Consider the following 18,762-nt stretch of genomic DNA (forward strand, 5'->3'; position numbering starts at 1 on the left):
TTTCCCGGGGGCGATCATCACCCAGCCCATCGCGCGCGGCCAGCGCGCCGCGCGCGGGGCAGATCCTACCGCTTCACCTTGCCCCAGCCCGGATCCTCCACGGTCATGTGCCGCAGGCCGGACTTCTCCAGCATCGCATCCGCCTCCCGCCACGCCGCCGTCGCGATCTCCGTCGCATCCAGATGCGGCGTCACGCGGTCCCGCATCAGGACATTGCCGTCCACGACGACATCCATCACGTCATGGCCATTGGCGAAATAGACCACGCGCGCCACCGGCATATTGGCCGGCACCATATGCGGCCCGGTCAGATCGACGGTGATCACATCCGCCTTCTTGCCGACCTCGAGGCTGCCGATCTCCGCATCGAGCCCCATGCCCTTGGCGGCGTCGATCGTCACCATCTCCAGCGCCTTGCCGGGCGGGATCATCGTCTCGTCGCGGAAGTGGCGCTGATGGTAGCGGATGCACTGGAACATGTGGCGGAACATGTCGCCGCTGCGGTCGGGCGCCGTCGCATCCGACCCGATCATCACCGTGACGCCCGCCTCCATCATCTTCGGCGCCGGGCAGTACCCCCGCACGGCGGCGATGGCGGAGGGGTTGTGCACGACGGAGGCACCGGTCCGCACCAGCGTCTCGATATCCGCATCCGTCAGGTCGGTGCAGTGGCTGTGCCAGCTGTCGGGCCCCATCAGGCCGAACATGCGGTCCGCCATCTCGATGCTGCCCTGGCGGTGGCCGTCCTGGTGGAACCAGGCGCCGTGCTTCCTGCCGATGTCGCGCACCAGCCGTCCCTGGCGCTCGATCTCGCGCACCTTCGCCGGATCGTGCTTCGCTTCCCGGTACACCGGCATCAGCGTCGCCAGCTTCACGCGGCCCTTGTTGTGCCAGGCCTCCAGCGCCGCGGTGATGGTCTCCAGCTGCTGCTCGAAGGAGACGGGGCGTTCGACGCCATCCGGCCCCACATAGGGCCGCGGAAAGGGCGGCCGCGTCGGCCCGACGACCAGGATGCTGCGGATGCCGACCGCCTCCGTCGCCGTCGCATGCGCGTCGGCAAAGGCCGGGTCATCGACGCGCCCGATGCTGTCCCCGCCGCCGAGCAGCGACACGCCCGTGGTCACGCCGAAGCGCAGCCGCTCATGCGCCGCCAGCATCGCCTCCGCCTTCCAGAAGGAAGGAGGGGAAGCGAGGGTGTAGATGATTCGGCAGGCCTCGGACCAGGCGGCGCCGTCATTGTTGCCCATGGTCTTCACGAGCCCATGGCCCGCATGGGCATGGCCATCGATGAGGCCCGGCAGGATGGCGCGGCCCTTGGCCTCGATCACCGTGGTCGCGTTGCCATGCGCCGCGACGACCTCGGCCGTCGGCCCGACGGCGACGATGCGGCCATCCTTGATGGCGACGGCGCCGTCATCGATGACACGGCGTGTGGCGTCCATGGTGATGAGGACGCCGCCGCGGATGAGAAGATCGGTCATGGAGTCTCCTGGTCAGTCAGTCATTCGTTGATCGTGCTTCGTCATCGAGCCGCAGCCCGTCCCGCCATATCGCCGGCGGCATGCGATGCGCGTGCTGCTTCAGCCAGCGCCGCCGCGCCACCGTCATCCACAGCCAGAAGAACGGCACCGCGAACAACGGCGTCATCGAGGTGGTCCAGTCCCACCTGCTCAGACTGAAGAACAGATCCGTCCCCTGCATGTCGGTTCGACGATGGATCGCCCAGACGCCGCTCCACGGCCACCCTTCCTTGAACAGATACCAGGCGGGATCGGCGGGATGGCGCCTGAACACGCGCAGGACGTTCGGCAGCAGCAGCAGATCGTCCAGCGCCTTCATGGCGGAAGGTGGCGCCGCCCCTCACTCCACCTTCACCAGCCACAGCCGCAGCCGGTTGTCCGGCGCCTGGCGCAGGTCGATCCCCCGCCGCGCCGCCCAGGCGATGGGCTGCTGGAACAGCGGCACATGCGCGATCTCCGCCCGCTCGATCGCCAGCGCGTCGCGGATGAAGCGGCGCCGCGCCGTCTCATCCGCCGCTTCCGCCGCCTGCTCCACCAGCGCGTCGAAAGCCGCGTTGCTCCAGCGGCCATAGTTCAGCCCGCCCGTCGTCCGCGTCGCCGTCCGCAGCACCTCGTTCAGCGTGGAATAGCTGTCCGCCAGCGGCAGGCCGGCATGGCCGAGCAGATAGATCGAGAAGTCGCGGTTGGCCGTGCGGCGGGACCACACCGCCGTCGGCTCGCTCTGCAGCTGCAGCCGGATGCCGACCCGCGCCAGCATGGCGGCAATCGCCTGGCAGGTGCGCTCGTCATTCACGTAGCGGTCGTTGGGGCAGACGATGCCGACGGTGAAGCCCTGCGGATAGCCGGCCTCCGCCAGCAGGCGCCGCGCGCCATCGGGGTCGAAGGGCAGGCGGCCATTCAGGTCCTGCGGCGCGCCGGTCAGGAAGGGGCTCACCATCATCCCCGCCGGCCAGGCCTTCTCCCGCATCACGGTGCGCACCAGCGCGTTCACGTCGATGGCGCGGTAGATCGCCTCCCGCACCCGTCGGTCCTTCAGCGGATTGCGGCCGCGCACGTCGCTGTACAGCAGCTCGTCCCGCTCATGGTCGAAGCCGAGATAGATGGTGCGCAGCTCCGGCCCCTCGATCACCTGCACGCGGTTGTCCTGCAGCAGGCGCGGGATGTCCTGCAGCGGCACCTCCACATTCGCGTCGATGGCGCCGGACAGCAGGGATGCCGTGCGCGTCGCGGCGCTGCGGATCGGCTGGAAGGTCACGCGCGTCAGGTTGTGCACGGGCCGGTCCCACCAGCCCGCATGCGGCTCCAGCACCGTGCGCTCATCCGGCCGCCGTTCCACGATGCGGAAGGGCCCCGTGCCATTGGCGATCCGCGTCGCGCCGCTTTCCTGCTGCCCCGCCAGGTTTGCGGCTTCCGTCGCGTTGTTCGCGCGGCTCCAGCCCTCATCCATGATGAAGAACTGCGTGATGGAGGCCGGCAGGATCGGGAAGGGACGATGCGTCTCGATCTCGATCACATGGCTGTCCACCTTGCGGACCTCCTTGATCGATCCCAGCAGCCCGCGCGCCATCGACCCCGGCGTGTTCACCCGCGCCCAGGTGAAGACCACGTCGTCCGCGTCGAAGCTCTCGCCATTGTGGAACACCACGTTGCGCCGCAGGTTGAAGCGCCAAACCGTCGGCGTCGTGCGCTCCCAGCTCTCCGCCAGCGCCGGCTCGATCTCGATCCGGTCGTTGTGCCGCACCAGCGCCTCATAGACATTGCCCATGAAGGTGTTGGTGAAGGTGTTGTTGGAGCTGTGCGGATCCAGCGTCAGCACATCCGCGTTGAAGGCCCAGGTGAAGTTGCGGGCCTCCGCGGCGGGGACCGAGCCCAGGGCGAGCAGGGCGGCAAGGGCGAGGTGGCGCATGCGGCGGGATTCTCCGGCGGCTGGGGTCGGGCGAGCGTCCGTCCGCATCGCGGAATCGTCAACCGCCTTCCGAACGTCGCCGCCGTCCCGCCGCCATCCCGCCACGACCTGCGTGATAAGCAGCGCGTGATCGCCGTCTGATCGTCTACGAAGGAACGCCGTTCATGCATCGCCGCCTGCTCATCCTCGGCGCCGCCCTCGCCACCCTGCCCGCGCTGGCCGCCGCGCAGCCGGTGGAGACCACGCTGCACCTGTCCGAGACCGCCGAAATCTCCCGCGCGCCGGATGAGGTGGTGGCGACGCTCCGCGCCGAGGCCCGCGCCCCCTCCGCCGCCGCGGCGCAGGAAGCGGTGAACCGCGCCATCACCGCCGCCGTCACCCGCGCGCAGGCCGTCTCCTCCATCCGCGTCTCCACCGGCGGCTACTGGACCGCGCGGGGCGAGGAAGGCCGAGGCTGGCAGGCCGCGCAATCCGTCACGCTGCGGGGGGCGGAAGCCGCCCCGCTGCTCGACCTCGCCGCCACGCTGCAATCCCAGGGCCTGGCGATGCAGTCCCTCACCTGGACCCTGACGCGCGACGCCGCCCGCATGGCGCGGGAGGAAGCCTCCCGCCTCGCGCTCGATGCGCTGCGCCGCCGCGCCGATGCCCTCGCCGCGCAGCTCAACCTCGCCGTGGCCGGGATCCGGGAGGTCCGGATCGATGCGCCGGACCGCGCCCCCCGCCCGGTACCCATGGCCGCGATGCGCGCCAGCAGCGCCAGCGGCCCCACCCCGCCCGTCGCGATCGCGGAGGACATCACCGTGGCCGCGACGGTGGAGGCGGTGGTGGTGCTCCGCCCGCGCTGAGCCGCGCGGTCACACCGCCCGCCGCCGCCCCCCGATCCAGGCCAGCGTCCCCGCCAGCGCGCCGGCATCCGCCACCACCTTGCGCGCCCGCAGCGTCACCGCATGGCCGAGCAGCTTGCCCGCATGGCGCCCCGCCATGCGCCACGCCTCGCGCCCGGCGCCGCCGCCATGCAGCTGGAGAAACAGCAGGCGGGACCAGGCCATGTGCCAGGCCTTCCGCCAGGTGACGCGCGCCGACCCGCCGGAGGATCGCCCCCCCTCATGCGCCACGCCCACCGCGGGCTCCACCAGCACGCCGCCGGCGCGCAGGCAGAGGTCGTCATCCTCGTAGAACAGGAAGAAGCGCTCATCGAAGCGCAGCCCCTCCCGCGGCCGCAGCAGCAGGCAGGCGCCGGAGGCATAGTCGGCGCAGAACGGCCCCGCCGGCCAGGGCTCCCCCTCCCGCCGCCCCGGCATCCCGCCACGGCGGAGATGCGACGCGTTCCAGGACCTGACCGGCCGCCCTTCCCCGTCCAGGATCAGCGGCGCCACCAGCCTGGCCGCCGGATGCGCCTCCGCCGCCGCCACCAGCCCCGCGATCGCCGCCGCCGTCAGCCTGGCATCGGGGTTGGCCAGCAGCGCGAACTCCGTCCCCACCCGGTCGAGCCCCCGGTTGCACCCCGCCCCGAAGCCGAGATTGGTGCCGTTCTCCACCACCACCGCCCCCGGCCGCGCCGCGCGCACCGCCGCCACCGTGCCGTCCGGGCTGGCATTGTCCACCACCACCAGCGCCACGCCCGGCGGCAGCGCGGCCAGGAAGCCCCGCATCGCGCCCTCGCTGGCCCAGGTGACGGTCACGACGGTGACGCGGGAAAGGGAGGAATCCATCGCCCGCCCCGTGCCACGCCCCGCGGCGCCGGGGCAAGCGGCACCCGCCGCGGAGTCGCCCCGGATTCGCCCGCCGGCCCTTGCCGGATGACGATCTGCTCATGCCTTGGTCATGCGCTGCTTCGTATATGATCGGACGACGGCGTGTGGATAAGTCAGGAACAGAAGCCGAATTCGCGCGTTTCGAACAAAGATGACAAAAAACGCAGGGCGGACCTGCCCATTGAATGCATGCGCGCCGCCCACTTATGCGCTAGACCGCCTTCTCTGATGGCAACTCGGTGACGGAAAAGACTCGAATGGGTGTCGTGATCGGGGAGGTGGCGCGCAAACTTGGCTACCGCCCGGGGATGGCCTGCGCGGTGCTGGGTGCCCCGCAGGGAATGACCTTTGGATTGCCGAACGGGGCGACCGCCGCCGCGGACCTCATCCTGGCCTTCGCCGCGGACAAGGCGACGCTGCGCTCGGTCGCGCCCCGCGCGCTGAACCTCTACGGAATCGGGGCCAGGCTGTGGTTCGCCTACCCCAAAAAGACCGGCCCGGTGCGCTCCGACCTCGACCGGGACCATGGCTGGGACCCGCTGACCACGGAAGGCCTGCTGCCGGTCACGCAGGTGGCGCTGGACGATACCTGGTCCGCGCTGCGCTTCCGGTTCCGGGAGGAAATCCCGAAGATCATGCGCGCCGGCGCCTGAACCGGCACCAGCGCGGGACCGCGATCGCGCAGGATGGGCGGCGAAAGGCGAATGATGTGGCCTTTCGCCCGCGCCAGCATTAGCGTCCGGCCACGCCCGCGCCCGGGCGGCGTAACCCGGATGCCCGCATGAACCATTCCACGGGCACGCCCCGCCCGGCCCCCGACCTCAACCGCAGCGCCGTCGCCCGCTACCTCCAGCTGGCCACGCTGTTCCGCCACCGCGTGGAACAAGGCATCTGGGCGGCCGGCAAGCAGATCCCGACCGTGGATGAACTCGCCGCCGAATGCGGCGTGGCCCGCGCCACCATCCGCCAGGCGCTGGACCAGCTGGCCCAGGAAGGCCTCATCGAACGCTTCCGCGCCAAGGGCACCTTCGTCCGCGCCACGCCACCCGACCGCCTCTGGTGCGACGTGGAGACGGACTGGAACGGCCTGCTGCGCTCCCGCGAGGGCGCCGAGATCGAGATCCTCTCCGACCACCCGAACCAGGACGGCAGCGTCGCCCCCGCCCATGCCGGCCAACCGGCGCCGAGCTACCGGCACCTCCGCCGCCGCCACTGGCGCAACGGCCAACCCTTCCTGCTGGCCGATGTCTGGATGGATGACCGCCTCTCCGCCAAGGTCACGGCCGAGGACCTGGTCACCAAGACCAGCCTGAAACTGGTCGCCGGCCTGCCCGGCGTCACCATCGCCGAAGCCCGCCAGACGCTGACCATCGGCAGCGCCGATGTGGAAACCGCCGCCGCCCTCCACCTGCCCCTCAACGCCCCCGTCGCCCATGTCCACCGCACCGCCATGGACCCCGGCGGCACCACCCTCCTCATCGCCAACGGCATCTACCGCGGAGACATGGTCCGGATCGACGTGAAGCTCCGGTAGAGGGGCGCGGCGCCTGGTCGGGCGTGCGGTTGCGCCGCTTGCCCGGGGAAGGGACGCCGTCCCTTCCCCGTACCCCAACCCTGCCAAGGGCCAGCGGGCCCTTGGGAACCCATGAGATCAGTGGAGTGAGGGAGGGGCACGACGCGCGTTTCGGACCAGCGGTCGTTCGGTGCCCCTCCCTCACTCCACTGATAGCCTCGCGGTCCAGGGGCGCGACGCCCCTGGCGCGGGTGAGGTCCGGAGAGGGGCGCGCAGCCCCTCGCCGGGGCCAGGAGCACAGCCAGACGTCGGCCGGGCGCCGCGCCCCCGCTACCCGAACATCGCCGCGACCGTGGCCGGGTCGGGCGTGGGTTGCCAGCGGGGGTTGTTGTCCTTGTCCACCAGCACGGCGCGGACGCCTTCGGCGAAGTCCGGGTGCATCGTCACGGCGCGGGTCAGGCGCAGTTCCATGGCCAGGCAGCCGGCCAGGTCCAGCCCGGCGCCGCGCTTCAGCAGTTCGAGGGTCACGGCCATGCTGGTCGGCGACATGCGGGCCAGGATGGCGGCTTGGGTCGCGGCCCATTCGGTGCCTTCGGCGGCCAGTGCGGCCTGGACGGCGGGCAGGGTGGCGTGGCCGAAGCAGCGGTCGATGGCGGGACGCTGCGCGGCGATGGGGCCGGGCGGCACGGCTTCGGCCAGGCGGTCCACGGCGCCGGCATCGCCCGCCAGCAGCGCGGTGCGGAGCGCGGGCAACCTCTCCCGCTTCACGAAATGGGTGGCGAGGCCCGCTTCCACCGCTTCCGCCCCGCGCAGCCGCGCGCCGGTCAGGGCCAGCCAGGTGCCGATGGCCCCGGGCAGCCGGGGCAGCACATGGCTGGTGCCGACATCGGGGAAGAGGGCGATGGCGGTTTCCGGCATGGCGAGCAGCGCGTGGTCGGTGACGATGCGGTGGCTGCCATGGACGGAGACGCCGATGCCGCCGCCCATGCAGACGCCGTCGATCAGGCTGGTCCAGGGCTTGCCGAAGCCGGCGATGGCGGCGTTCACGCCGTATTCGCCGGCGAAGAAGGCCTCGATCCCGGCGGCATCGCCGGCGAGCGCCAGTTCGCGGATGCGCCGCACGTCGCCGCCGGCGCAGAAGGCCTTGCCGCCGGCGCCCTCCAGGATGACCAGCCGCACGGCGGGGTCGTCCCGCAGGGCGGGGATGGCGGCGGCGAAGGCCTCGATCATCGGCAGGTCCAGCGCGTTCAGCGCGCGCGGGCGGTTCATCAGCAGCGTGCCCGCGGCGCCTTCGCGCGCCAGGATCACGGTGGCTTCGGCGGCTTCGCCCATTCAGGTCCCTCCCGGGGTCGGCATGGGACGTCGCGTTACGCGGCCCCGCCGTCCAGCGCAACCGCATCGGCGGGCTCGTCGCTGCCGCCGGGGGCGATGCGGTCCAGCGGCATGGCGATGACGGCGCGCAGCCCCTCCGCCCGCCAGTCGAATTCGATGCCGCCGCCGAGTTGCGCCAGCACGCGCGCGATCATCCGGCTGCCGAAGCCGCTGGTCGCCGGCGCCTGGGCGGGCGGCCCGCCTTCCTCCACCCATTCCAGCACCAGGCTTTCCGCGCCGCGGTGCCAGTCCAGCGTCACCATGCCGCCGGGGACGGACAGCGCGCCGTATTTCAGCGCGTTGGTGGAAAGCTCGTGCAGCGCCATGGCCAGCGGCTGCACCGCGCCGGCGCGCAGCGCCACTTCCGCGCCCCGCAGCCGCAGCGCATCGCCATGGGCGCGCAGCTCGTTCTCCGCCACTTCCCGCACCGTCGATCCCATCCAGCGGTTGCGGGCCAGCAGCGTATGCGTTTTGGCCAGGGAGAGGATGCGCTGCGACAGCGCCGCGCGCAGCCCCGCCACGCTGTCCGCCCGGGTCATGGAGACCATGGCCTGCACCACCGCCAGCAGGTTCTTCGACCGGTGGTCCACCTCCCGCGCCAGCAGCAGGCGTTCCTCCTCCTGCCGCCGCAGCTCGGTGACGTCCATGATGACGCCGGCCAGCCGCCCGGGGGCGACGAAGCGGCCGATGCTCTCGCACCAGCGCACCTGGCCGTCATGCCGGCGGATGATGCGGTAGGTCAGGCGCAGCAGCCCGTCCGGGTGGCCATCGCTGGCGCGCCATTGCTGCCGCACCAGGGCGCGATCCTCCGGATGCACCGCTTCCCACCACATCGCGGCCGGCACCTGCCCGCCGGGCACGCGCGGATAGCCCAGCAGGTCGAAATGCCGGGGCGACCACACGGCGCGGCCCGTCGCCTGGTCCGATTCCCAGGTGGCCAGCCCGGTCTTGTCGAGCGCGATGTTCAGCCAGGCATCCTGGTTCTGCACCAGCCCGCGGGTGGACCGCCAGGCGCCGCCGGACAGCAGCAGCGCGAGCGCCGTCAGCGCCAGCGCCGCCGCCCCGCCGATGGCCAGCAGGGTCCGCGCCCGGATCCACGCGGCTTCCACCACCGCCACCGGGGCCGCGACGCCGATGACGTAGTCGCCCGCCAGGTGCAGCGCCGTGAAGGCCACCACCACCGCCTGGCCATCGATGGTCTGGCCGCGGAAGCTGCCGCTGGGCGCGGCGCCGATCGCGCCCGTCACGGCGGGGCGCACCGTCTCCCCGATATGCACCTCCGGCACCCGTGCCAGCAGCTGCCCGCCGCGGTGCAGCACGCCGGCCATCACGCCCTGCGGCAGCGCCTGCGCGCCCAGCACCGCCTGCACCTCCGACTGCCGCAGGCTGATGGTCAGCACCGCCACCACCACCTCGTTCCGCAGCACCGGATAGGCGATGAGGAGGCCGGTATTCCCCGTGGCCACGCTTTCGAAGGGCCGCCCCACCGCCGGCATGCGCGTGGCGGCGGCGCGGCGGATCACCTCCTCCGCCGCGGGGATGGAGACGGGGGCATCGAGCCGCGCGAAGGGCTGCAGCGTGCTGACGATCCGCCGCGGCGTCTCCGTGGGGCCGAGCGCGATCCAGGCCGCGAGGTTGGCGCCGCCGAGGGAGGCGGAGCTGTCCTGCACCCGCCGGAACAGGCGCTGCAATTCCTCACCCGATGCCTCGCCCAGGTCATCGAAGGCGGCCAGAGAGGAAAGGAAGCGCGCCAGCCCGATGCGCAGCTTCAGCTCCGCGTCCAGCGCGGCGGCGATGGTGCGCGCCACCTCCATCAGCCGTGCCTCGGTTTCCGCGCGATGGCCGCGATTGGCCTCCAGCGCCGCATAGGCGCCGATGCCGGCCAGCGGCACCAGCGCGGCGATGACGCCGGCGACCAGGATGGCGAAGCCCGCCCGCATGCGGCGCGGGGTACCGAGCCCGGGCGCGGGCAGGGGCGCCGGGACAACGTCGATCGCCTCCGCCCCCGCTTCCCTGCGCCCCGGGCGCGCCGCCTGCCGCATCTCGCCGCCCCCCTCCTCCTCCCTTAGCCGCCATGCGCTGCAAGGGCGCCCCGGCCGGGGCGCCCTCACCAGCATGTGACCATCGGGCGCGGGCGGGAACGGGTTCCCTCAGCGGCGGGACATCAGCCCCACCACCGCCGCGGTGATCGCGGCGCCGAACAGGCCCTTCTTGGCGGATTGGCTCCGCAGCAGCGGCGCCAGCATCGCCGCCCGCATCGCCCCGTCGGAGAGCTGGGACGTCGCCGCCTGGCGGATGCGCAGCGCTTCCTCGGCCACCGGGTCGCGCGGCGGGTTGCGCGCCATCATGCCCAGGATCGCCGCCAGCACCAGGTCGCCCCCGGCCACCAGCAGCGCGGCCCAGACCGGGCCGAGCCCCGGCACCAGCGCCGCGAAGGCGGCGATGTGGAGCATCAGCAGCAGCAGCAGCCCGAAGACCGCCGCCGCCGCGCCGTAGACCGCCTGCATGGCGTAGCCCCGGCTGGTGCGGCGGAGGTAGAGGCTTTCCGCCTGCCAGGCGGCCTGGGCGAGCCGGAACAGGCGCATCCTTCCGGCCCCGCCTTAGCGGTGCTTGTCCGGATAGACGTAGGTGTTGCCGCCCATCAGCCGGCCGAGCAGGTAGCCCCCGATCGCCGCGATCGCGACCGTCACCAGCGGCCGTTCCCGCACCGTGTCGGACAGCGCGTAGGCGTTCTCCTCGATCGTCTCCTTCGCGCGGCGGCCGTAATCCTCCACCGTCTCGGCGGCGGAGCCAAGCGCCGGCGTCACCCGCTCCTCCATCAGGCGTTCCACCTGCCCGCGCAGCCGGGCGAGTTCCGCGCGCGCGTCGTCGGCCAGGCGGCTGCCGCTGTCCACGGCATCGTCGCGCAGGTTGCGCAGGTCGTTGGCGGTCTGGGACATGGTCTCTTCCTTCATCCGGGTATCGGGGTCGCGGCACGAACGTCGCGACCGTGATCGGGTTCCGGCGCGGCATCCCCCTTCGACGCGGCGGCGCGACGCGCTACCTTCGCCGCAAGGGAAGCCGGGCGAGGATGGGATGGTGATCGGGGGCCGCGGGGGGCGACGGCGCGTGGGGTTGCTGCTGGCCGGGATGCTGCTGGCGGCCCTGGCCTTCGGCCTGTCCCCGGGGCCCGCGCGCGCGCAGATGCGCGACCTCACCATCGTCTCCTGGGGCGGGGCCTATCAGGAAGCGCAGCGGGAGGTCTTCTTCCGCCCCTGGATGCAGGCGCGCGGCGCGCGGATGCTGGAAGGCACCTGGGATGGCGGCATCGCCGTGCTGCGCGACCGCATCCGCGACGGCAACAACAACTGGGACCTGGTGCAGGTCGAGGCCGATGAATTGCTGCGCGGCTGCGAGGAAGGGCTGTTCGAGCGGATGGACTGGCCGCTGATCGGCGGCACCGAACGCTACCTGCCCCAGGCCGTGCATGAATGCGGCGTCGGCGCCGTGATCTATTCCTTCGTGCTGGCCTGGGACCGCGGCCGGCTGGCGCAGCCGCCGCGCGGCTGGGCGGATCTGTTCGACACCGCCCGCATCCCCGGCCGCCGCGCGCTGCGCCGCGGCCCGAAGACGACGCTGGAGATCGCGCTGCTGGCCGATGGCGCCGCGCCGGCGGAGGTCTATCGCCTGCTGGCGACCGAGGCCGGCGTGGATCGCGCGCTGCGGCGGCTCGATTCCATCAGGGCGGAGCTGGTGTGGTGGGAAAGGGGCTCCCAGCCCCCGCAATGGCTGGCTTCCGGGGAAGTGGCGCTGGCCGCCGCCTATAATGGCCGCATCGCCGCGGCGAATGCGCTGGATGGACGCGACCTCGGCATCCAATGGGCGCAGAACCTCACCACGCTGGACAGCTGGGTGATCATGCGCGGCAGCCCGAACCGGGCGCAGGCGCTGGATTTCCTGGCCTATGCCGGCCAGCCCCAGGTGCAGGCCCTGCTGCCGCCGCTGATCCCCTATGGCGTCACGGCGCGGGAGGCGAATGCCCTGCTGCCGCCGCCCGTCCTCGCCACGCTGCCGACCGCGCCGCCCAATGCCGCGACGGCGCTGCGCATCGATGACCGCTTCTGGCTGGACAACATGGATCGCCTGTCCCGGCGCTTCGCCGATTGGCTCGCACGGCCCTGACACCATCTGTCGCAGCACGCTCCCAGGGAAAGGAAACCCCATGACCATGATGCATCGCCGCCACCTGCTCGGCTTCGGCGCCGCGCTGGGCGCCACCGTCGGCACCACCCTCTGGGCCACGCCCCGCAGCGCGCTGGCGCAGGCAGCCCCGGCGCCGACCGGCCCGCACACCCTCGCGCCGCTGCCCTATGCCTTCGAGGCGAATGAGGCCGCGATCGATGCCCGCACCATGGAACTGCACTGGCGCTTCCACCATGGCGGCCAGGTCAACAACCTGAACATGGCGCTGCGGGAGCATACGGCGCTGCAGGCCCTGCCGCTCGACCAGCTGCTGATGAATCTCGGCCAGGTGCCGGAAGCCGTGCGCACCGCAGTCCGCAACAATGGCGGCGGCCACGCCAACCATTCCATGTTCTGGGGCATCATGGGCGGGCAGGGGGGCGAGCCCACGGGCGAACTCGCCGCCGCCATCGCGCAGGACTTCACGGATTTCGCCACCTTCCGCAACCGCTTCAACGCGGCGGCGAACGGCGTCTTCGGCAGCGGCTGGGCCTTCGTCACCGTGACGCAGGCCGGGCGCCTCGCCATCGTTACCAAGCCGGGCCAGGACAATCCGCTGATGGACGGCCAGCGCGTGCTGATCGGCAACGATGTCTGGGAACACGCCTACTACCTGCGCTACCAGAACCGCCGGGCCGAATACACGGCGAACTGGTGGAACGTGATCGACTGGTCGAAGGTCGCCACCCGCTACGCGGCGGCCAAGGCCGGCACGCTGACGGTCTGACCCCGGGGCCCTCCCCCCCCGCCGGGGGGGGGGAGAGGGTTGGGTGAGGGGGAGGCCCCCGCCGGAACCCCCGCCCCCCTCCGGCCGTTGCCGACGATCACCGCAAGGGTTCGTCACCGCCATGGCCGTCCGCCTGAAGAAGCTCTCCGACCAGACCATCGTCATCACCGGCGCCTCCTCCGGCATCGGCCTCGCGACCGCCCGCATGGCCGCGGGCCGTGGCGCCGCGGTGGTGCTGGTCGCGCGTGACGAACCCTCCCTCGTCTCCGCCGTGAACGGCATCCGGGAATCCGGCGGCCGCGCCGAATACGTGGTGGCCGACGTCGCCGACCTCGATGCGGTCGAGAAAGCGGCGGCCTTCACTGAAGAAAAGTTCGGCGGCTTCGACACCTGGGTGAACGATGCCGGCACCAGCATCTACGGCACCCAGGAACAGACCCCGATCGACGACCAGCGCCGCCTGTTCGAGACCAACTACTGGGGCGTGGTGCATGGCAGCCTGGTGGCGGCGCAGCGGCTGAAGCGGCGGGGCGGCGCCATCATCAATGTCGGCTCCGTGCTCTCCGACCGCGCCATCGCCTACCAGGGCACCTATTCCGCCAGCAAGCACGCGGTGAAGGGCTTCACCGACGCGCTGCGGATGGAGCTGGAGGCGGAGGGCGCGCCGGTCAGCGTCACGCTGATCAAGCCCGCCGCCATCGACAGCCTCTTCGCGGAGCACGCCCGCAACCTGCTGGGCTCCCCGGGCCTGGCCGTGCCGCCGCCGACCTATGATCCGAAGGTGGTGGCCCGCGCCATCACCTTCGCGGCCACGACGCCGCGGCGCGACCTCTATGTCGGCGGCGGCGGCGTGCTGATCTCCGTCCTCGGCACGCTCTTCCCCCGCGCCACCGATGCGCTGATGGCCAAGGGCGCCCGCGCCGCGCAGACCAGCCAGCATGCCGGCCGCCCCGGCCGCCGCGACAACCTGCATGAAGGTCGCCCGGGCGGCGAGGAACGGTCGAGCCTGCCCGGCCCCGCCGCGCGGCAATCGAGCTTGGTGCTGGAAGCGCAGATGCACCCGGTGGCGACGCTGGCCGTGCTGGCCGGCGGCGTGGCGCTGGTTGCGGGCGCGCTCGCCGCGCGGCGCAGCGGGCGGGGGCGCATCGTCTCCCTCGCCATGGACCACCTGCCGCGCCACCTGCCCCGCGCGCGGGACATCCCGGGCTACCGGGACCTGCCGCGCGCCCGGGACCTGCCGGGCTACCGCCACCTGCCCCGGGCGCGGGACCTGCCCGGCCTTCTGGCCTCCGGCCGCCTGGCGGAACTGCTGCCCGACCCCGCCCGGATCGGCGCCGCGCTGGTCCGCCGCGCGCGCCGCAGCGGCCTGTTCTGAGGCATGGAGGGGGGCGCCGGCCGGGCTACCGGCCCGGCGCCCCGTCTTCCTCCACCCGCGCCTTCGGCGCATCCACCCCCACCGGCCGCGCCTTGTGCCGGCGCAGACGCCCGCTCCAGGCCCGGGTGAACTCCGCCCCCAGCAGGAAGACCTGCGCGGAGTAGTAGACCCAGAGCAGCACGACCACGAGCGCGCCGGCCGCGCCATACTTGGCCGCGATGCCGCTGCCGCCGATGTACCAGCCGATCGCCGCCTTCCCGATGCCGAACAGCGCCGCCGTGCACAGCGCCCCCACCGCCACGTCCCGCCAGCGCAGCCGCCGGTCCGGCAGGATCTTGTAGATCGCCGCGAACAGCAGCGCGGTCAGCAGGTAGGACACCAGCAGGTTGGCGCCCTGCAGCAGCGGCACCAGCTCCGGCGCCAGCCGTTCCGTCCAGCGCCAGAGCGTCGCGATGATCGTCGACGCGATCAGGGAGACCAGCAGGAGAAAACCCGTCGTCGCCACCAGGCCGATCGACAGCAGCCGCGCCCGCAGCAGCGTCGAGATCGTCACCGGCGGCGGCGGCGCCTTCCAGATGGCGTTCAGCGCCGATTGCAGCTCCGCGAAGACGCCCGATGCCGTGACCAGCAGCACCGCCAGGCTGACCAGCGCGGGGATGCCGGAAGCCGGGCCGGCCTCGTCGCCATCCATCCCCTCCATGATCGCCTCGACCGCCGCCGCCCCCTCCCGCCCCACCAGGGCGCGCAGCTGGTCGGCGACGGCGGCGCTGACGCGTTCCTCCCCGAAGGCGAAGCCCGCGATGGCGACCGCCACGATCAGCAGCGGCGCGATGGAGAACATGGTGTAGCAGGCGATGGCGGCGCCCCGCGTCATCGCCTCGTCCGCGATGAAGCCCTCCACCGTCTCCCTGATGATCGACCAGGCGCGCCTTCGCATCGCAGCATCCCATCCGCACGCGACCCGCAACGGCCCGGCCCGGCCCCGGTTGCGCGCATCCGCGTGACCGCCCGGCTTGGCAAGCCGCCCCGGGCGTCGTAGGGGCGGGCGACAGACCGGGAGAGACCACGGCATGGCCGACATCGAGATCGACATCGGGGGCGAGATCTTTCACGCCTTCTACGAGGAGAAGGACGCGCCGAAGACGGTCGCCCGCTTCCGCGAATTGCTGCCCTTCAGCGACCGCATCATCCATGTCCGCTGGTCCGGCGAGGCCTGCTGGATTCCGATGGGCGAACGCGACCTCTCCATCGGGTACGAGAACGCGACCAGCCACCCCGCCCCCGGCCAGATCATCGTCTATCCCGGCGGCCTGCCGACCAGCGTGAGCGAGACGGAGATCCTGCTCGCCTATGGCGCCGTCGCCTTCGCCTCCAAGGCCGGGCCGCTGGCGGGCAACCATTTCCTCACGATCCGCGAAGGGCTGGATCGGCTCTACAGGATCGGGCGTTCCGTGCTGTGGGACGGCAACAAGCCCATCACCTTCAGGAAGGCAGGCTGACCATGGCCCTTGGCATGACCGACATCACCGAAGGCACGGGGACCATGGCGGTCTCCGGCAAGCAGGTGACCGTGCACTACACCGGCTGGCTGTTCGACGCGAAGGCGCCGGAGAACAAGGGCCGCAAGTTCGACAGCAGCCGCGATCGCGGGGAGCCCTTCAGCTTCCCCCTCGGCGCGGGCCATGTGATCCAGGGCTGGGACCGGGGCGTGGCCGGGATGCGCATCGGCGGCCATCGCCGCCTGACCATCCCGCCGGAATTCGGCTATGGCGCCCGCGGCGCCGGCGGCGTGATCCCGCCCAACGCCACGCTGGTCTTCGACGTGGAACTGCTCGGCGTCGGCTGACCCTCTCGCCCCCTCCCCCCGCCGGGGGGAGGGGGTTGGGTGAGGGGCCTTCGCGCCCCTTGCCATCCCGCCGGAAAACTCGCTACACGCTGTCCCAGCATCAGGAGTTGGGCCGACGCCCAACGCCAACCTGCCTTCCCGGGCAAGGTGGCGCTCCCGCAAGGGGGGATGCGGCCTCACCGGCAACCAATCGGGCAGCGCCGCCGTCGGATCGACCTCCTGGACCAGTGGAGGACGGCATGCTCGACAGCGCGGGGACGCCCCCGGATCTCACCCTTCTGCTCGGCCCGCATGACGCGGCGGAATTCGTCGCATTCTGCGAATGGCGGGACCGCCTCGGGCGATGTTCGCCCTCCCTCCTCTACGTCGTCCTGCATCGCCGGGGGGCGGAGACCTGGACCCAGGCCATCCGCATCCTGCCGGATCGCCGCCCGGGCCACCTGACCATCCATGTGGAGCGCATCCGCGACGGCGATGAACGCGCGGCGCTGCGCGGCTGGCTGCTGGCGGCCGCGGCCGGGATGCGGCGGTAGGGTCCTGCCGCATTCTGCATGGCATGCCGGTTGCGGCGGCGTCCCCGCCTGCTCGCCTTTTGCGAGAGGCCTGGAAGCCCCATGCCCCAATCGCGCGTGCCCAGATCCTCCGCCGCCGCCGGCGTCGCCATCATCCTCGCGGCACGCCGCGGCCTGCCCGGCGCGCCGCCCCTGCCGGCTCAGCCCATCGGCGGGCGGCCCATGCTGCACCATGTGCTGGATGCCGCCGGCGCCGTCTTCGGCCGCGCCATCCTGGTCATCGGGCCGGAGATGGCCGGGATGCCGCCGGCACCCCCGCCCCACCGCACCCTGGTGCAGCAGGACCGCCGCGGCGCCGCCCATGCCGCGCTGCTCGCCGCGCCGCTGCTCTCGGGCTTCCGGGGCGATGCCGCGGTGATCCGGGGCGACCTGCCGGGCCTCTCCCCCGCCACGCTGCGATCCCTGCGCGATGCGCGGCAGGATGGCGCGGCCCTCGCCCTGCTGGCCTTCCGCCCCGCCACCGCCCTGCCGCTGGCCCGCGTCATCGCCTGCGCCGATACCGGCCAGGTGGACCGCGTGGTGCCCTGGGTGGAGGCGACGGCGGCGGAACGCGCCATCGGCCTCTGCGATGCCGGCGTGCTTTGCGCCCGCAGCACGGACCTGGTGCGCTGGCTGCGCGCCGTGCGCCCGGCGGAGGCGCGGGGCGAGCTGCGCCTGACCGGCATCGTCGCCGCCGCGCGGGCGGAAGGCCGCCAGGTGGTCGCCATCCAGGGCCCCGCCGCGGAGCTCACGCCCCTCGACACGCCGGAGGCGCTGATCGAGGCGCAGGCGCTGGGCCGCCTGTCCCGGCACCTGAAGGCCGCCTGACGCTTGCATTGACACGACCGGGCCGCCTGCGATCCTGACCCCAATCGATGGGGGGATCGGCACCATGGACCGCAGAAGCCTTCTGGCCTCGCTGGCAGCGCTGCCGCTGGCCGGCCCGTCCCTCGCGCAGGGCAGGGCGGTGCGGCTGGTGGTGCCCGCCGCGCCGGGCGGCGCCATCGACGTCATCGGCCGCCTCTACGCCCAGCGCCTGGCGGCACGCTCCGGCCAGAACTGGGTGATCGAGAACCGCGCCGGCGGCAACAACACCATCGGCGCGGCGGAGGTCGCGCGCAGCGCGCCGGATGGCGGCACCTTCCTGGTGAATGCCGACATCCACCTGATGGGCAGCCGCGTCGTGCGCAACCTGTCCTACGACCCCGTCGCCGACTTCACGCCCATCGCGCGCCTGGCCACCGCGCCGCTGCTCGTCGTCGGCCATCCCGAGCAGTCCCGCGCGCGGAGCATGCCGGAACTCGTGGCGGCGATGCGGCGCGACCCGCGCCACTACACCTTCTCCACCTCCGGCGCCGGCTCCATGGCGCATCTGGCCGCGGAGGGGCTGAAGCGCGCCATCGGCGCGGATGACGCGGTGGTGGCGCATTACCGGGGCACGGCGCCGGCCATCAACGATGTCGTCGCCGGCAACGTCACGCTGATGGTGGCGCCGCTACTCTCCGCCCAGTCGCTGGTCCAGGCCGGGCGGCTGCGCGCCTTCGCCCTGATCGGCGCGCCCGCGCGCAGCGCCGCCATGCCCGAGGTGCCGACCGTCGCGGAGGCCGGCGTCACCGGCATCGATTTCCTGCTGTGGTACGCCGTCTGGGGCCCGAAGGGCCTGCCCGCCGCCACGACCGATGCGCTGGCCCGCCAGCTGAACGAGATCGGCCAGGAGGCCGAGATCGCCCGCCGCCTGGTGGAGATGGGCGCGGAGGCCTTCACCGCCGACACGCCCGCCGCCTTCGCCGCCTTCATCGCGCAGGAGAACGTGAAGAACGGCCGCATCGCCGACCTCGCGGGGATCCAGCCGGAGTGATGCCCGCGAGCGTTTCTGGTGATCCGATGGCGGCCGGTGTTCTTCACGCCGGCCGAGGCCGCGAATGCGGCCCGCCGCTTATGCGGCGAAGCCAAGCGAAGCGCCGGCGTCTGAGGGCCT

At 72.5% G+C, this 18,762-nt stretch carries 20 protein-coding genes and 1 riboswitch; of the genes, 11 read left to right on the forward strand and 9 right to left on the reverse strand.

What is annotated here, in order from left to right; genetic code table 11:
• Positions 1-65: 65 nt before the first annotated feature.
• The 3 genes from JJI54_RS05965 to JJI54_RS05975 are packed head-to-tail and all read right to left on the reverse strand — an operon-like array spanning position 66 to position 3,426.
• Positions 66-1,481, reverse strand: a complete 1,416-nt coding sequence (locus JJI54_RS05965) for an amidohydrolase family protein (protein WP_203071812.1) — start codon at positions 1,479-1,481, stop codon at positions 66-68.
• Between the two features lie 16 nt (positions 1,482-1,497).
• Entirely contained in the window at positions 1,498-1,839 is a 342-nt protein-coding gene (locus tag JJI54_RS05970; protein WP_203071813.1) for a hypothetical protein, read from the reverse strand.
• A 21-nt stretch (positions 1,840-1,860) separates the two neighbouring features.
• Positions 1,861-3,426 (reverse strand): ABC transporter substrate-binding protein, encoded by a 1,566-nt coding sequence (locus tag JJI54_RS05975; RefSeq protein ID WP_203071814.1) that lies wholly within the window; start codon positions 3,424-3,426, stop codon positions 1,861-1,863.
• Between the two features lie 164 nt (positions 3,427-3,590).
• On the opposite strand from JJI54_RS05975, the gene JJI54_RS05980 reads away from it, so the two are divergent.
• A complete protein-coding gene (locus tag JJI54_RS05980; RefSeq protein ID WP_203071815.1) occupies positions 3,591-4,271 on the forward strand; it encodes an SIMPL domain-containing protein in 681 nt (226 codons plus the stop codon).
• A gap of 9 nt (positions 4,272-4,280) precedes the next feature.
• Here the strand turns inward: JJI54_RS05980 and JJI54_RS05985 are convergent, their stop codons facing one another.
• A complete protein-coding gene (locus tag JJI54_RS05985; protein ID WP_203071816.1) occupies positions 4,281-5,138 on the reverse strand; it encodes a glycosyltransferase in 858 nt (285 codons plus the stop codon).
• Positions 5,139-5,437: 299 nt separating this feature from the next.
• Between JJI54_RS05985 and JJI54_RS05990 the strand changes: the two genes are divergently transcribed.
• Positions 5,438-5,833, forward strand: a complete 396-nt coding sequence (locus JJI54_RS05990; protein WP_203071817.1) for a hypothetical protein — start codon at positions 5,438-5,440, stop codon at positions 5,831-5,833.
• Between the two features lie 128 nt (positions 5,834-5,961).
• Positions 5,962-6,714 (forward strand): GntR family transcriptional regulator, encoded by a 753-nt coding sequence (locus JJI54_RS05995; protein ID WP_203071818.1) that lies wholly within the window; start codon positions 5,962-5,964, stop codon positions 6,712-6,714.
• A gap of 309 nt (positions 6,715-7,023) precedes the next feature.
• Here JJI54_RS05995 and JJI54_RS06000 read toward each other — a convergent pair whose 3' ends face one another.
• From JJI54_RS06000 to JJI54_RS06015, 4 genes are all read right to left on the reverse strand, one after another.
• Positions 7,024-8,025 (reverse strand): enoyl-CoA hydratase/isomerase family protein, encoded by a 1,002-nt coding sequence (locus JJI54_RS06000; RefSeq protein WP_203071819.1) that lies wholly within the window; start codon positions 8,023-8,025, stop codon positions 7,024-7,026.
• Positions 8,026-8,060: 35 nt separating this feature from the next.
• Positions 8,061-10,106, reverse strand: coding sequence for an HWE histidine kinase domain-containing protein (locus JJI54_RS06005; RefSeq protein WP_203071820.1), 2,046 nt, complete (start codon positions 10,104-10,106; stop codon positions 8,061-8,063).
• Positions 10,107-10,214: 108 nt separating this feature from the next.
• The gene (locus JJI54_RS06010) at positions 10,215-10,649 is read right to left on the reverse strand and encodes a hypothetical protein (RefSeq protein WP_203071821.1); all 435 of its coding nucleotides are present in this window, start codon (positions 10,647-10,649) and stop codon (positions 10,215-10,217) included.
• Positions 10,650-10,664: 15 nt separating this feature from the next.
• Positions 10,665-11,003 carry a DUF883 family protein gene (locus tag JJI54_RS06015; protein ID WP_203071823.1) on the reverse strand — a complete coding sequence of 113 codons (339 nt, stop codon included), beginning with the start codon at positions 11,001-11,003 and terminating at the stop codon, positions 10,665-10,667.
• A 169-nt stretch (positions 11,004-11,172) separates the two neighbouring features.
• On the opposite strand from JJI54_RS06015, the gene JJI54_RS06020 reads away from it, so the two are divergent.
• The 3 genes from JJI54_RS06020 to JJI54_RS06030 all read left to right on the forward strand — a co-directional run bounded on the left by JJI54_RS06020 (position 11,173) and on the right by JJI54_RS06030 (position 14,387).
• Positions 11,173-12,225, forward strand: coding sequence for an extracellular solute-binding protein (locus JJI54_RS06020; RefSeq protein WP_318987450.1), 1,053 nt, complete (start codon positions 11,173-11,175; stop codon positions 12,223-12,225).
• 40 nt (positions 12,226-12,265) lie between these two features.
• Positions 12,266-13,012, forward strand: a complete 747-nt coding sequence (locus JJI54_RS06025) for a superoxide dismutase (RefSeq protein ID WP_404817597.1) — start codon at positions 12,266-12,268, stop codon at positions 13,010-13,012.
• 121 nt (positions 13,013-13,133) lie between these two features.
• Positions 13,134-14,387, forward strand: coding sequence for an SDR family oxidoreductase (locus JJI54_RS06030; RefSeq protein ID WP_203071824.1), 1,254 nt, complete (start codon positions 13,134-13,136; stop codon positions 14,385-14,387).
• Between the two features lie 25 nt (positions 14,388-14,412).
• Here the strand turns inward: JJI54_RS06030 and JJI54_RS06035 are convergent, their stop codons facing one another.
• Positions 14,413-15,324: a YihY/virulence factor BrkB family protein gene (locus JJI54_RS06035; protein WP_203071825.1), complete on the reverse strand. Its 912-nt coding sequence runs from the start codon at positions 15,322-15,324 to the stop codon at positions 14,413-14,415.
• Positions 15,325-15,457: 133 nt separating this feature from the next.
• On the opposite strand from JJI54_RS06035, the gene JJI54_RS06040 reads away from it, so the two are divergent.
• The 5 genes from JJI54_RS06040 (at position 15,458) to JJI54_RS06060 (ending at position 18,642) form a co-directional block, all read left to right on the forward strand.
• Positions 15,458-15,886, forward strand: a complete 429-nt coding sequence (locus JJI54_RS06040; RefSeq protein ID WP_203071827.1) for a DUF3830 family protein — start codon at positions 15,458-15,460, stop codon at positions 15,884-15,886.
• Between the two features lie 2 nt (positions 15,887-15,888).
• Positions 15,889-16,233 (forward strand): FKBP-type peptidyl-prolyl cis-trans isomerase, encoded by a 345-nt coding sequence (locus tag JJI54_RS06045; RefSeq protein ID WP_203071828.1) that lies wholly within the window; start codon positions 15,889-15,891, stop codon positions 16,231-16,233.
• Between the two features lie 92 nt (positions 16,234-16,325).
• Positions 16,326-16,433: riboswitch (SAM-I-IV-variant riboswitch) on the forward strand.
• A 39-nt stretch (positions 16,434-16,472) separates the two neighbouring features.
• Positions 16,473-16,766, forward strand: a complete 294-nt coding sequence (locus JJI54_RS06050; RefSeq protein WP_203071829.1) for a hypothetical protein — start codon at positions 16,473-16,475, stop codon at positions 16,764-16,766.
• A gap of 81 nt (positions 16,767-16,847) precedes the next feature.
• Positions 16,848-17,612 carry an NTP transferase domain-containing protein gene (locus JJI54_RS06055; RefSeq protein WP_203071830.1) on the forward strand — a complete coding sequence of 255 codons (765 nt, stop codon included), beginning with the start codon at positions 16,848-16,850 and terminating at the stop codon, positions 17,610-17,612.
• 64 nt (positions 17,613-17,676) lie between these two features.
• Complete coding sequence (locus JJI54_RS06060; RefSeq protein WP_203071831.1) at positions 17,677-18,642, forward strand: Bug family tripartite tricarboxylate transporter substrate binding protein; 966 nt, start codon at positions 17,677-17,679, stop codon at positions 18,640-18,642.
• Positions 18,643-18,762 lie beyond the last annotated feature (120 nt).

The organism is Falsiroseomonas ponticola, from assembly GCF_016805305.1.
In the GTDB taxonomy this organism is placed as follows: Bacteria; Pseudomonadota; Alphaproteobacteria; order Acetobacterales; family Acetobacteraceae; genus Falsiroseomonas; species Falsiroseomonas ponticola.